The organism is Streptomyces sp. NPDC051776 (genome assembly GCF_040681345.1).
GTDB lineage: Bacteria > Actinomycetota > Actinomycetes > Streptomycetales > Streptomycetaceae > Streptomyces.
The window spans coordinates 1-13,018 of sequence record NZ_JBFAYQ010000079.1 but is presented as its reverse complement, the minus strand read 5'-3'; the positions used below and the strand labels follow the sequence as shown (position 1 = coordinate 13,018).

Sequence of the window (13,018 nt, the reverse complement as noted above, 5' to 3'; positions counted from 1 at the left end):
CTTTCTGCACAGCTACAACCATCACCGGTGCCACACCGCACTCGGAGGCCACCCACCGATCAGCCGCGCAAACAACGCTCCAGGTCAATACAGCTGGCGCCAAGGCGCCGGCGCCGGCTGGGCTCGCCGGATCCGGGCCCTGCCGATCACCCTCGCCTGAGAGTCGGATCGCTTCCCCGAGACGACCCTTGCCCGGGAGCAGGATCTACCGGCATTGATGGAGCGCGAGAAAGACCCCCGGCGTACCCGGAGGCCGTCGAGACGGCGCACGCCGACTTTGCCGCCCTCCAGCAACCGAACCGCATCCCCGATAGTTACTCAGCGCTACACGCCACCTGTCGTAGCCATCCGAGAACTTGGGCCGTGAACGGCGGCCGCTCTTCCTGAACCCTTCGCGCTGGGATGGATCAATATCTATGGCCGCGAGTGGAGAGTTTAGCCCGCCGGGCGGGGAGTGTTTTTACCGCAACGAACAGGGTGGAATTATTTAACGCACATAGATCCCTTGCCGCATGCTACTGTCGAACTAGGTTGCAGTCGTGGTTCCCAAAACTTCCAATGTTTTCGGTGGTATTTTTCAGCCACTGGAAGCGTTTTTGTATTTCCGGGTCACTTTCCGGGGCAGGGCATCATCACGGCGACACGCTATCCGTGCATCGCGGGTACCGGCGTACTGCCCCAAAGGAGATGTGACATGGCATCTGGCACCGTGAAGTGGTTCAACGCAGCCAAGGGTTTCGGCTTTATCACGCAGGACGGTGGCGGTGCTGACGTGTTCGCCCACTTCTCGAACATCGCCGCACAAGGCGTCCGTGAGTTGCTCGAAGGCCAGAAGGTCACCTTCGACATCGTGCCGGGCCAGAAGGGCCTGACGGCCGAGAATATCGTTCCCGCCTGACACTGACGCGCACTACGTAGCGGGCAAGGCTCCCTCGGGGCGTGAGGCCCAGGTGCGGGAACTTTGCACTGGTTCAACCCTGCCGGGCATTACCGCCCGCATCCTTGTCCCGGGATGCACGCCTCGTCGCAGCTGCACCCGCCACGTCCTAGATTTCACATCCGCCCGATTTCATCGCCTGTATCCGTCATAGATTCACCTCAGGCCAGATTCACATGCACATCTCATTCGGCCCGTTCTTGTGATTCCCCGCGCTGTTCTTCCGCTGCGGAAATTCCTTTGATACGTGCCATATCAAGGAAGGTTCTGAATGAACCCCACACGTACGAACGGCCGCTCCTCCCGCACCCGTAGCCGCACCGGCGGCCGCGCTTTCGGCTCCGGCGCCGGGTCAGGCCGGGGCGGCCGCTTCGGCTCGCCCGCCCCGAGCCGTTTGGAGGGCTCCCTCCGCTCGGGCGGCCCCCGCCAGCGGCCCACAGCGGTCCAGGGCGAGTTCGCCCTGCCGCAGACGATCACTCCCGCGCTGCCCGCGGTCGAGACGTTCGCCGACCTCGACATGCCCAGACGGCTGCTTGCCGCGCTGACCGCGCAAGGCGTGAGCGTCCCGTTCCCAATCCAGGGAGCGACCCTGCCCAACACCCTCGCCGGTCGCGACGTCCTCGGACGCGGGCGCACGGGGTCCGGGAAGACCCTCGCTTTCGGCCTGGCCTTGCTGGCTCGCACAGCCGGACAGCGCGCCGAGCCCCGCCAGCCGCTGGCCCTGGTCCTCGTGCCGACGCGTGAGCTGGCGCAGCAGGTGACCGACGCTCTGACCCCCTATGCCCGCTCGGTGCAGCTGCGTCTGGCCACCCTCGTCGGCGGAATGTCGATCGGCAGGCAGGTCAGTGCGCTGCGCGGTGGTGCCGAGGTCGTCGTCGCGACGCCGGGCCGCCTCAAGGACCTCATCGACCGCGGTGACTGCCGGCTGAACCAGGTCGCGATCACCGTCCTGGATGAGGCAGATCAGATGGCCGACATGGGTTTCATGCCCCAGGTCACCGCGCTTCTGAACCAGGTCCGCCCTGAAGGCCAGCGGATGCTGTTCTCCGCGACTCTCGACCGCAACGTCGATCTACTGGTACGCCGCTACCTGACCGACCCGGTCGTGCACTCCGTCGACCCGTCCGCGGGTGCGGTCACCACGATGGAGCATCACGTGCTGCACGTTCACCGGGCCGACAAGCACCGGACGACGACGCAGATCGCGGCGCGTGAAGGCAGGGTGATCATGTTCCTGGACACCAAGCACGCCGTCGACCGGCTGACGCAGGACCTGCTGAACAGCGGGGTGCGAGCGGCCGCCCTGCACGGCGGGAAGTCGCAGCCGCAGCGCACCCGAACCCTGGCCCAGTTCAAGGCCGGGCACGTCACCGTGCTCGTGGCCACAAACGTCGCGGCGCGCGGCATCCACGTCGACAACCTCGACCTCGTCGTCAACGTCGACCCGCCGACGGACCACAAGGACTACCTGCACCGTGGCGGACGTACCGCGCGCGCCGGCGAGTCCGGCAGCGTCGTCACCCTGGTCACCCCCAACCAGCGCCGCGACATGACCCGCCTCATGGCGGCCGCCGGCATCGCGCCCCAGACCACCCAGGTCCGCTCCGGCGAAGAGGCACTCAGCCGGATCACCGGCGCCCAGACCCCCCTCCGGCATCCCCGTGAAGATCACCACGCCGACGGCCGAGCGCCGAAAGTGCAGCGCGCCCTCCCGCGGCCGACGCAGCGCCGCATCGGTCGCCCGTCGCATGAGCGTGCGGCAGCCCGCCTCTGACGCGACGGCCTGAGCACCACGTGATCAGGAAACTGACCTATCTCTGCAGGGAGGCACGTTTTGACGCTGGTTCAGAGACAGCCCCACGCGGCCAATGCCACTGCCGTGCACACGACGGCGGCCAACGCCATGGACACAGCCGGACCACAGGTCTGGGACGACATGACCATCGAGGTGGCCCTGTCCGTCATGGCCAGTGCCCGCGCCGGACACCTGCTCGTCTGCGACAACGACGGCCTTTGCACCCAACTGGTCACCCAGGCCCAGCTCACCGCAGTGCGCGACGCATCCACATACACAGACCGGGTTCAGCTGCGCGACATCCTCGGCGACCGCGGGCCATTCACCGCGCCCGTGACCACGATGACCGAAGCCGAGCACGCCTTGCGCTACCGCCGACTCGATGTCCCGCCTGCCCTCGACGAACAAGACAACGCTCCAGGTGCCCTCGACCCTGCCCGCTGAACCACCTCACCGCCGCAGAACCATCCCCCTCCCCCTCCCCCCTGTGAGGCATCATGCGCTGCGTCATCGCCCGTTTCCCCTTCCACCTCACCAAGAGCGGTGTCCTGGAATCCATGAAAGGCGTCAAGCCCGAGCAGGTCACCGGCGAGTCCGTAACCATCGGCCGCCGCACCTACCCCGTCAAGCAGGTCGGCCAGGTCATCACACGCCAAGACCGCCGCGATTTCAGCTCCGGCGAAGTCCTCCGGGCCATGACCCACCTCGGTTTCACCTGCCACGACCTTCCCCAGACCACCGCGCCCACGCCCGTCCTCAGCCCGCTCCAACAGGCTTCCGCGATGCTTGGAGCCCCTGCAGCCCTCTGACCGACGGGCAGACGCGGCCGCCACCAAACAGCAACGAGGGTCCGACCGGGATACGCCGGTCGGACCCTCACCGCGTGGTGAGGGTTTGGAGTCCTCGGCCCGGCGAGGGTCAGTGGTCGGAGTAACTGAAGTCGCCCATGGTCCAGGCACTAACGTCCTCGATCGCCACGCGGTACATCCCGCCCGTCTCCGGGATCCCCACCGCACCCTGCAGAATCCGCGCCACATGGAAATGCAGATGCGTGGGCAGCCCCTCCTTGCCCGACGTACCGGAGAAGACGGCGGAGAAATCACTCAGGCGAGCCGAGCCAGCCACGACCTCCGACACCCGCTGCCTCCAGACGGCTTCGGGAGCCAGCCGACCCGTGATGACAGCACCACCGGCGACCACCGTCAGAGACATCTGATTGCTACGCCCGGACTCCACCAGGGCGGCGACGTCAACGAGCAGTTCGTCAGGCTTCGACATGAGAAGCGATTCTAAAGACCGACCGCCCAGCTGCACCCAAGCTGGGTCCTAACCCCATCCATCCCAGCTGAGGTCTCTTGGCGGCCCAAGGACTACAGCGTGGGCCGCCGTCATGCCATTCCGCTGCGCCTGAGGTGGCGTTCTGGATGGCAGCTGTCGCACGGCGACGGCGTGCAGCTTGGTCTGGAGGTTGATGTCACTGGTGGCGACGTACCACGCGGAGCCGGGGTGTCGGGACTGCAGGAGCAGGGTCGAGGCGATGAACCGGTCGTCGGGAACGTCCAGGTCGAGCCAGTCGGGCAGCGCGTCGGACTTGGGCTCGACGTATTCGAATACGGCATGGACGTCGCCGGTGACCCGGACTCCGAGGGTGACATCGCCGTTGTTGCGCAGCCCCTTCAGCCGCCGGTCGGCCTTCTTGGCCGCCTCACGCAGAAACTCGGTCCGGCCGGCGCGCTTGTTGTCGTCGAGCTCGCGCAGCATCACGGGCAGCAGGTGCGCCATGTAGCGCGGACCGACCTGGTCGATGTAGGCGGCGGGATCGGGATTGTCGATCAGAGCGTTCGTGTCGACGGTCAGGCGCACCGGCCACGGGTCGGCCGGCAGCAGGTCGGTCCGCAGCTGCTGGACGGACGTCTGCAGAAGCTTCAACTGCCTCCGTCTTGTGCCGCGGGATGGACCAGTCGGACCACGTACCTTCGCGGACCACCCAGCGCTCCGGGTGCTCCAGGCTCTCCTTGAGCTTCTTCGCCGCCTGGGAGTCGGGTGCGGGAACAGCAACCGGAACCGCGGCGCCCAGTCCCGCAGACGGCGCAGCAGGTCCATCCGCTGGGACTCCAGCGCCGGGCCGCTCGGTGCCCAACCCCAGTCTGCGGCCTGGGCGATGAAGAAGGAGTCACTCGACCGGTTCGGGTTCACATACCGGATCTCGGAGGCATCCAGCACAGCGAGATAGTCCCGCTCGATCGCAGAGAGCTGCTCCGAGGAGGCGCTCTCGGTAGGTCGGCGGGACGGGGTTCTTCTGTGGCATCCACCGATGATGGCCCACTCTGCAGAAACCCCGGGCCAGGACCGGGTTACTGCGGCCGAGAATGGGTGCAGCCAGGCCCAGTCGGGGGCCTACCGCGCCGTCATGTGCAGCAGCGTGTTGGGCCGTCCTCGCGTCCATTGCCCGGCGGGCCAGTACACGGCTCGCTCCTACGCTGGGCAGCTACGGAGGTTCACACCTGGTGGATGTGGCCTGGCTACGATGCAAGACGCCCCGACCTCGACAGCTGCAATGCCGAGGGCGGGGCGTGTTTGTGGGCGTTCAGCCGAACCAGACCAGGACAGGGATACGGATCTCCCGCGTCTGGGGGTGGAGGGTGTACTCGAAGAGCACGGGCTCGTCCTCAAGGACGAGTGAGTAGCGTTCCCCGAGATCGTCCAGCGGCTGCCCGGGGAGCGGGCTTCCCTCGTCGAAGGCGGAGCCGACTTCCAGAGCCAGCGCGACGAGGTAGTTGACCACCTTCCCGGACAGCACCTCTGGCATGTCGAGCAGGACGCTCGCTGGAGTTTCCTCGGTCCATACGGTCCAGCCGCGGCGCGGTTCGTTCATCCGGCGGCCTTCTCCTCCACACGCGCGGTGAGGTCGTCCAGCGAGACAAGGTTGCGGCCGGCAGCGGCGTTCGCGCGGCTGGTCTCGGCGCCGCGGGCACGGTCGAGCATGGCCTGCGCCCACCAACGGCGCATGACAGGGGGGACGTCGTGCTCCTCCGCGGCCAGGACCTCGCCGTAGAAGCGGGCGCGCTTCTCTCCAGTGAGGGCGTCGCCGATGGCGTTGATCGTGTGCGGAATAGCGGGCGTCCGGCTGTCGCCTGGGTGTTCAGGTTGGGCGCTCACTGCGCTCTCCTTTCGCGTCGGTGGGTCGAGTCTCTCAGTCCTAGGCAGGGCTACTGTTGGGTTCCCGGCTGGCGGGACAGGGGCGCGGGCGACGGCCTGTGCGTTCTGGCGCAGGAGGAGGTCTTGCGTATCCCAGGTGGCGGCAACGTAGTTGAGGAGTTCGGCGGTCGCGCGTTCGGCGTCGCTCGGGTTGCTGGTGAGCAGCCGGGCGGCAGGGTGGGCGATGTCGACGGCGGGGGGGCTGGCTCCGTGCCCTGGCCGGGGCGAGGAGCGCAGGTCAACTTCAGGGTGTACTCGTGTCCTGTGCGGGTGAGTCACGGTGATGGCGTCGAGGCGGTCCGCTCCGAAGACAACCCGTTGCCTGGCGAGTGCCGCGTGGACGAAGTCCCAGGTGGTTGCCGATCGCGGCGGCTACAGCGTCCCAGGCGTAGGCCGCGGGCTGGGCGTCCGGGATCGGCTCCGCGCTGGTCAGGGACAGTTCGTAGCCGGTGCCGTCGGCGTCGCGGAACCAGACCGTCTCATCGCCCGGTTCGGCCGGGGCGACGAAACGGATGTGCGGGGTGCCGCGCAGGGCATCGGCGATGCGCACGGGTCCTGGTCATCGTCGAGCAACGGGCTCTTGTCCTGGTCGAGGGCCCGGACGTGGTCGGTGAATTCGGCAGTCACAATTCCTCTCCTCAGAAGTCGAAATCCATATAGTCGATTTCGTTGATCTCGACGTCCGAGAGTCCCATAGCGCGGGCGCCGCCGTCCTGAAAATAGACTTCCCTAAACCCATCAGCGATGATTCCGCGCATCTCCTGGTCGCTGGCCCCGGTGTCGCGGGCGTCGAACAGGCGCTGGGCGTATGTCGCGGGGAGGTGAACGGTCAGGCGGCGGAAGCGTCCGTCGTCGGTTGTGCCGACGGGGGCGGTGTAGCCGAACCGGGCCCGGGTCTCCACGGTGATCCCCCGCGTGGCAGCAGCCTGTTGGCGTCGGCGCTTGCGGACCCGTGGCTCCCAGCGGGCCCGTACGGCCGCATCGATCCTCGCAAGGACGTCCTTCGGCGGGTTCTTCCGGGCACCACGGCGGTAGCGGTTGACCGAGTCGGGGCTGACCCCGATCTCCTCCGCAACGGCCTTCGCGGTCTTCATCTGCTTGAGCAGGAACTTGATGCGGCTCTGGAGGGACTTGGGCGGCTGGCGATGGAACCCTTCGTAGTCGGCGCGCTCGATGGCATCCTCGATCTCCCCCATGGCCTTACTCGCCTTCGTCCAGGACGGCGTCGCCGCCCTTGATGTGGCGGGCCGGATTGAGGCCCTTCTCCATCAGGTCCACCGCCCACAGCATCGGCTGCACGCCCTCCAACTTCGCCAGGCCCGGTGTGGGCCCGAGACGGAACCCGCCCGGCTGCGGCTTGCCCGAGGCGGCGTAGGGCAGGAAGTCCAGCGGGCTCTCCCCCGGCGAGGGGTAGACGACGCAGTCGGACAGCACGGCCAGCGGGAAGAGCCCGGTCATCTTCGCAATGTTGCCCAGCTTGCGGTGCATGTTGACTCGGGCCTTGCTGATGACCGCGGCCCGGATATCCGGCCGCCAGGTCGGCCGCTCCAGAGCCGGCCACCGCTCGCCCTGCTTGTAGTGGCGGCCTTGCGGGCGCTCCCTGAGCTTGCCCACGCCGCCCTTCACCGTGGCCTTAATCGCCGCGAGCACGGCGGCCAGGGCCGGGTCGCGCTGCTTGTGCTGCTCCATCGCCGCAAGGAACTCCGCATCGGTGAGGTCCTTGGTGACGCCGAGGTCGGCGAGGGTATCAACGTAGGCGGCCTTCAGCCGGTCGTGCCATGGGTCCAGGTAGGCGCCGGTTTCCCGCCGCAGATACGCCTCGATCGGGGCGACGTTGTAGCCCAGCTCCTGGGCGTAGGCGACGGTGTGGGTCTGGTACCAGGCAGGTCCCGTCGGGCGTTGCCCGGTCGGTGTGAACGGGCTGGGCAAGCGCGGGTCCAGCTCGATGTGGGAGAGGTCTACCAGCCAGGATCCGGGGATCTTCGGGTTGAACGTCGGGGCGTGGAAGTGGTCGGGGGCGGACAGGCCGACGACCAGGCGGGCCGCGGCGGCGAGGAAGGCGGTGTTCAGGTCCAGGCCGACCGCGTAGGGCAGCATGCATTCCTCGTCGCTGAGGGAGTCCACCGACCGCACCCACTGGTAAGCCTCCTCGTCCAGGAAGCCGCCCGTCCAGCCGGAGTTCACGACGACGGGATGCTCAGCGGTGGCCTCCGGCGGCGCCGGGTCCATCGGTTCCGTGCCCAGCGAGCCGGGGTTGTGGCCTGAGACCCAGTTACCGGAGGCTTCGTCCCGCACCGCACGGGTGGGCGGACGCAATGACGTCATCAGCTCCAGCCCGGAGACCGCCGTAGAACCCCGGGGGGTGATGACCCGCTGGGCGTAGATCCCGAGGACGCGGGCGATGTCGGCCGGCTCCATCTCCGCCACCCCGGGCCAGGACCGCTCATCGAGGGCATCCCAGGACAGGATCGCCAGCTGCACACACCGCCGCTCGCTCCCCTGCTGCATCTTGCGGTAGATCCGCGCCCACGGACCGAACCCACGCTGCGTCAGCTGCCACTTCGCCTTGGCCACCTGCTTGACCACAGGGTGGTCCTCGGGCAGGCGCAGGGACCGGCGCTGCTCGAGGCCCTCCAGGCGCTCCGGCAGCCCGAGCTTCACGGCCGCGGACGCGGTGAGCACGATCAGTGGGTCACTGTCTTTCCCGTACCGGTTGAGCTTGGCGGCGCCGAGACCGGACTCCTTGAGCGTCCACTCCACCGACTCGGGGATCGTGGTCGCGGGGCAGTCCAGCACGATGCCACCAGCGCCGTATGCGCAGCCGTCACCGTCCAGCACGGCCAGCGGGCCGTGCGGGAACCGCGGATCGACAGCAGCCGGTTTCGCGGCCTTCCTCGCCGCCGGACGCCGCGACGACGATGCAGCGGGACGGCGGGCCACCGGGCGCTCCGGCGCGGCGGATGCTTCCACCGGCGCGGCCTCCGCCTCTGGCGCGGGCGCGGTGGCGAACGTGACCGGTACCTCCGGTTGCGGTTCAGCAGACCGGGCCGGACTGGGCGTCACAGCGGCAGGACTGTGTGCGGGGTATTTTGCTGCCCAGCCTTTCAGTAGTCGCTGATACGCCTCCAGCCGAGGCGACCTCGGTTCGCTCCGCCCGTTCTCATAGTTCTTCACCGTCTGCGTCGACGTCTTCAGCGCCAGCGCAAGGCGGGCCTGGGTGATGCCGGCAGCCTCCCGCAGCCGGGCGCGCTCCGCCGGGGGCGGCAGTTGCGGCTCCTCCTCCAACAGTGCGTCAACGGACGCGAACAGCTCTTCCTCAGATGCCATATGGGTCTACCTCCAACCCCCAGACCCTAGCACTTCTTAGCCCTACATTTACCCGATCGTTTAACTCTCTCGAGAGATTTCAGCGATGGTGGCAGCAGACGCGACATGCACACTTGCGTAAGGCTCCCTCCCGGTGCGAGCTGGCTGTGGGGCGGTGGGTTGGTTGGTCTTGATCACGGCGATGTAGTGGGCCTTCTTGGTTTCCACCAGCCAGGAGATGTTCGCCTTGAGCGAGTGCAGGGCGTCGAAGGTGACGACGGTGCCGGTCAGGTCCAGTGGTGCCAGCAGCGGTTGGAAGTGTGTGGTTTCGTTCATCTTCGGTCCGACCTCCACCTGGGCGAGGGTCACGACGGTGCCGTGAGTGACCGCGGAGAGCAGATGCCGGCGCGTCGCGGTGAGACGGGCTGATCCCTTGAGTGCTTTGCCGTCGACAGCGATCACCCGCTGTCCGGACGCGGAGGGCGACGGCGCCTAGGCGGGTTCGCCGGCGGCGCGGTGGCGGTCGGCCAGGTAGGCGCCGGCCGCCCGGTCCAGGGCGTCACCGTCGACAGCCCCAAGCACACGGCCGATCGTGGCCGGCGCCGGAGTGCGCCGCCATCTGAGCAGGTGGCGGCGGATCCCGATCACTGTCAGGAGTGCGTTCGAAGCACGCTGACCCCACTCGGCGAGTTCGTCGATGCTCCTGGCTCCCGAGACGACCGCGCAGGCACACACCAGCAGCATCGCTGTGAGTGAATACCACCGCCCCCGCCGTCCGCGCGGGTCGGGCACCGAGTCGAGGTAGGGGCGCAAGTCGGCGATCCGGCCGGTGTCCAGCGGTCCCAGTTTCACCAGCACGGCAGGGATAGGAGAGGATGCAGCAGCAGGCACGGGTCACCTCATGATCATCTGGCGTAGACACCACAATGATCACGAAGCCCGTGCCTGCACTGCTATGCGCCCCAACCAGTCACAACCCGACCAGCCGCACGACCCCGGAACTTGCAACTGCCCTGTTCCTCAGTCCCTGCTCTCATCGGTTGATCGTGTGGATGTTGATGGAGCGGTCGATGGCGGTGCACTGGGTTTGTGTGCGGTTGCTAGTGGTGGTGAGGGTGAGGTTGTTGGGGTTGGCGCAGTTGTTGTTCTGCCGGCCTTCTTGGGCGATGTTCTGCTGAAACAGCAAGGCTGTGTTGGAGCCGCCTTGGGTCTTGGCGCCGCTGCTGATCTCTGTGGTGCCCAGGTTCGTGGAGTGGTCCAGCGTCTTGCAGCCCACGCTCGACCGGCTGTCGTTGACGGTGATGCGGGTGAAGTTGGGGTTGGCGCAGGCGTTGTTCTGTCGGCCTTCTTGGGCGATGTTCTGCTGGCTCATGCTGACGTCCGTGGTGGAACCGCTTTCTACGTGGGCGCCGCCGCCGATCTTCTTTGTGCCCAGGTTCTTGGACTCATCGGTGCTCTTGCACCGGCGCTCCGCCCGGTCGCCCATCACCGTGATCTCCGAGTTGTTGAGGGCGGCGCAGTTGTTGTTCTGCCGGCCTTCTTGGGCGATGCTCTGCTGAAACACGTCGCCGCCGGTGTTGGAGCCGCTTTCTACGTGGGCGCCGCGGCTCTTGATCAGCACCTTCTTGTTGAAGGAGTGGTCCTTGTTGCGGCAGCTGCTGTCCAGCCGGCCGCCCGTCACCGTGATCAGCGAGTTGTTGGAGCTGTCACAGTTGTTGTTCTGCCGGCCTTCTTGGGCGATGTTCTGCTGGCTCAGTTCGGCTGCGCTGGAGCCGCCTTCGACGTGGGCGCCACGGCTCTTCATGAGCACCTTCTTGCTGTACGAGTGATCCTTGTTGCGGCAGCTACTATCCAGTCGGCCGCCCGTCACCGTGAAGGTCACGAAGTTCGGGTTGCAGTTGTTGTTCTGCCGGCCTTCCTGGGCGAAGTTCTGCTGGAACAACACGCCGCCGGTGCTGTAGCCGCCTTCGGCACGTGCGCCGCCGCCCTTGATCTGTGTGTGTTTGCTGAACGAGGCGTCCTTGTTCCCGCAACGGCTCCTCTCCACGCCACCCCCCGTCACATCGAGGATCGTTTGGTTGGGGTTGTCGCAGTTGTTGTTCTGCCGGCCTTCTTGCGCAGTGTTCTGCTGCTCCGGGATCACCACGCCGCCGCCGGTGCTGGAGCCGCCTTCGGCACGTGCGCCGCCGCCCTTGATCTGTGTGTGTTTGCTGAACGAGGCGTCCTTGTTCCCGCAACTGCTCCTCTCCACGCCGCCCCCCGTCACCGTGGTGTCCGAGAGGTTACGGTTGTGGCAGTTGTTGTTCTGCCGGCCTTCCTGCGCAATGTTCTGCTGGAACAGATCGGCATCTGAGGAGCCGCCTTCGGCTCGGGCGCCACCGCCCTTGATGAAAGTGTGCTTACTGAAGGAGAGGTCTCGGTCGGTGCAGTGGCCCTCCACCCGACCACCGTTCACAGTGAGGAACGAGCCGTTGGGGTTGTGGCAGTTGTTGTTCTGCCGGCCGCGCTGGGCGATGTTCTGCTGGGCCAGGGTTGCGGCCGATGTACCGCCTTGCGAAACTGCGAGCCCGTTGTGCATGCGAGAAAACGCGGTATGCGAGCCGTCAGTGGTCACACACCGGCCCGTCACCCGGCTCCCGGTGAGCGAGAACCCCTGGAGGCCGGGGTTGGGGTTGTTGCAGTTGCTGTTCTGCCGAGCGGACTGCGCAATATTCTGCTGAAAGACCTCCCCTCCGGTGGAGGATCCTCCCTCCGCGCGGGCCTTCGCCTTCCCGTGGGCGGGTGGGTGGCCCTTGTCGGTGGCCTTCGCCTTCCCTCCGTGGGTAGGGCCGGTCTCGGCGTATGCCGCGCCGGGTCCTACCACGCCCCATCCGCTGACTGCCAGAGCCAGCATGGTTGCTGTCGCGATTCTGTGTACCCGCACCCGGGTGCCTCCTTGCGTTCTATGAGTGATGAACCGAGCCATCTCCCTTCCTTAAACTGTCACTCCGTGCCTTCGGTCATGGGCCCATGCTGTTCCCACCCCAACGGCCGACGCCCTTCTGGAACTCCCGCCAATTCGTGCTTGTGTGAAATTGATACCGTTCAGGATCACCGTGCTTGCGTGGGTGATGCTGGCCGACGGCGATAGCCGACCTGGCCCTACTACGGGACCAGGGCGAGGTGTTCGGCCCGGCCGGACCGGGACTTCCCGGACGCAAAATCCCCAGGAACGTAACGCTCGCCGGCGGCGGCCAGGCGCCGGTGCACGCGATGAAATTGCAGGCTCGTGCAAGCCGGTTCGGCGACGAAAATCGCGGCCTGAACCCTTTACGCGACAGGAAACGAAACCCGATGAACTGCCAGCACTGCGGTGCCCCCTTAGAACTCGTAACACGATCATGATCGGTGTTTCTTGAGGCGTCTCCAGCAGATCAGGGCGCAGGCCAGGGAGATGAAGGCGTTGTGGAGTTCGGTGCGGCGTTCCCAGCGGACGGCGAGGCGCTGAACTGGTGGAGCAGGGCGAAGGTCTGCTCGACGACGTAGCGGAGTTTGCCCAGGCCCTTGAAGTTCGGGGCGCCCTTGCGGGAGATGACCGGCATGATCCGGCGTTTGCGCAGTTCCTCGCGGTTGGGGTTGGAATCGTAGCCCTTGTCGCCGAGCAGGGAATCGGGCCGGTGCCTCCGTGGCCGGCCGGGCCGCCCGGCCCGCGCCTGGGACTCACCCCCGCCCGGGGCCCAAGCCGCCTCCGTGGGCGGCCGGTTGCCATCGGGAGGGCACCGGCCGATCGAGCCGAATCGGTA

13 protein-coding genes and 2 pseudogenes are annotated in these 13,018 nt (G+C 66.9%); 4 read left to right on the top strand and 11 right to left on the bottom strand.

Translation table 11 applies throughout. From position 1 onward, the window contains the following. Positions 1-694 precede the first annotated feature (694 nt). The 4 genes and pseudogenes from AB0M26_RS30100 (at position 695) to AB0M26_RS30085 (ending at position 3,541) form a co-directional block, all read left to right on the top strand. A complete protein-coding gene (locus tag AB0M26_RS30100) occupies positions 695-898 on the top strand; it encodes a cold-shock protein (RefSeq protein WP_365265941.1) in 204 nt (67 codons plus the stop codon). Positions 899-1,208: 310 nt separating this feature from the next. Continuing rightward, positions 1,209-2,724, top strand: a pseudogene (locus AB0M26_RS30095) (DEAD/DEAH box helicase). 47 nt (positions 2,725-2,771) lie between these two features. Then, positions 2,772-3,176, top strand: a complete 405-nt coding sequence (locus AB0M26_RS30090) for a hypothetical protein (protein WP_365265939.1) — start codon at positions 2,772-2,774, stop codon at positions 3,174-3,176. A gap of 53 nt (positions 3,177-3,229) precedes the next feature. Beyond that, positions 3,230-3,541: an SCO5918 family protein gene (locus AB0M26_RS30085; protein ID WP_365265938.1), complete on the top strand. Its 312-nt coding sequence runs from the start codon at positions 3,230-3,232 to the stop codon at positions 3,539-3,541. Positions 3,542-3,650: 109 nt separating this feature from the next. Here AB0M26_RS30085 and AB0M26_RS30080 read toward each other — a convergent pair whose 3' ends face one another. The 11 genes and pseudogenes from AB0M26_RS30080 to AB0M26_RS30030 form a co-directional block, all read right to left on the bottom strand. Beyond that, entirely contained in the window at positions 3,651-4,010 is a 360-nt protein-coding gene (locus tag AB0M26_RS30080) for a hypothetical protein (RefSeq protein WP_365265936.1), read from the bottom strand. Positions 4,011-4,058: 48 nt separating this feature from the next. Further along, positions 4,059-4,661 (bottom strand): PIN domain-containing protein, encoded by a 603-nt coding sequence (locus AB0M26_RS30075; protein ID WP_365265934.1) that lies wholly within the window; start codon positions 4,659-4,661, stop codon positions 4,059-4,061. Between the two features lie 658 nt (positions 4,662-5,319). Further along, the gene (locus AB0M26_RS30070; protein ID WP_365265932.1) at positions 5,320-5,607 is read right to left on the bottom strand and encodes a hypothetical protein; all 288 of its coding nucleotides are present in this window, start codon (positions 5,605-5,607) and stop codon (positions 5,320-5,322) included. Next, positions 5,604-5,891 carry a hypothetical protein gene (locus AB0M26_RS30065; protein ID WP_365265930.1) on the bottom strand — a complete coding sequence of 96 codons (288 nt, stop codon included), beginning with the start codon at positions 5,889-5,891 and terminating at the stop codon, positions 5,604-5,606. The genes AB0M26_RS30070 and AB0M26_RS30065 overlap by 4 nt, the downstream gene beginning before the upstream one ends. Positions 5,892-6,174: 283 nt before the next feature. Then, entirely contained in the window at positions 6,175-6,480 is a 306-nt protein-coding gene (locus AB0M26_RS30060; protein ID WP_365265928.1) for a hypothetical protein, read from the bottom strand. An 88-nt stretch (positions 6,481-6,568) separates the two neighbouring features. Further along, positions 6,569-7,126, bottom strand: a complete 558-nt coding sequence (locus AB0M26_RS30055) for a helix-turn-helix transcriptional regulator (protein ID WP_365265926.1) — start codon at positions 7,124-7,126, stop codon at positions 6,569-6,571. 4 nt (positions 7,127-7,130) lie between these two features. Beyond that, positions 7,131-9,257 (bottom strand): helix-turn-helix transcriptional regulator, encoded by a 2,127-nt coding sequence (locus AB0M26_RS30050; RefSeq protein WP_365265924.1) that lies wholly within the window; start codon positions 9,255-9,257, stop codon positions 7,131-7,133. 60 nt (positions 9,258-9,317) lie between these two features. Beyond that, positions 9,318-9,698: an ISAs1 family transposase gene (locus AB0M26_RS30045; protein ID WP_365265922.1), complete on the bottom strand. Its 381-nt coding sequence runs from the start codon at positions 9,696-9,698 to the stop codon at positions 9,318-9,320. Between the two features lie 30 nt (positions 9,699-9,728). Then, positions 9,729-10,094 (bottom strand): transposase family protein, encoded by a 366-nt coding sequence (locus AB0M26_RS30040; RefSeq protein ID WP_365265920.1) that lies wholly within the window; start codon positions 10,092-10,094, stop codon positions 9,729-9,731. Between the two features lie 175 nt (positions 10,095-10,269). Further along, positions 10,270-12,159 (bottom strand): hypothetical protein, encoded by a 1,890-nt coding sequence (locus AB0M26_RS30035; protein WP_365265918.1) that lies wholly within the window; start codon positions 12,157-12,159, stop codon positions 10,270-10,272. Between the two features lie 490 nt (positions 12,160-12,649). Further along, positions 12,650-13,018: pseudogene (locus AB0M26_RS30030) on the bottom strand (hypothetical protein); the annotation flags it as partial.

Coding starts and splice junctions, on each gene's coding strand:
- AB0M26_RS30080 (WP_365265936.1), bottom strand. CDS start 4,010: ATGTCGAAGCCTGACGAACTGCTCGTTGACGTCGCCGCCCTGGTGGAG.
- AB0M26_RS30070 (WP_365265932.1), bottom strand. CDS start 5,607: ATGAACGAACCGCGCCGCGGCTGGACCGTATGGACCGAGGAAACTCCA.
- AB0M26_RS30100 (WP_365265941.1), top strand. CDS start 695: ATGGCATCTGGCACCGTGAAGTGGTTCAACGCAGCCAAGGGTTTCGGC.
- AB0M26_RS30085 (WP_365265938.1), top strand. CDS start 3,230: ATGCGCTGCGTCATCGCCCGTTTCCCCTTCCACCTCACCAAGAGCGGT.
- AB0M26_RS30055 (WP_365265926.1), bottom strand. CDS start 7,126: ATGGGGGAGATCGAGGATGCCATCGAGCGCGCCGACTACGAAGGGTTC.
- AB0M26_RS30050 (WP_365265924.1), bottom strand. CDS start 9,257: ATGGCATCTGAGGAAGAGCTGTTCGCGTCCGTTGACGCACTGTTGGAG.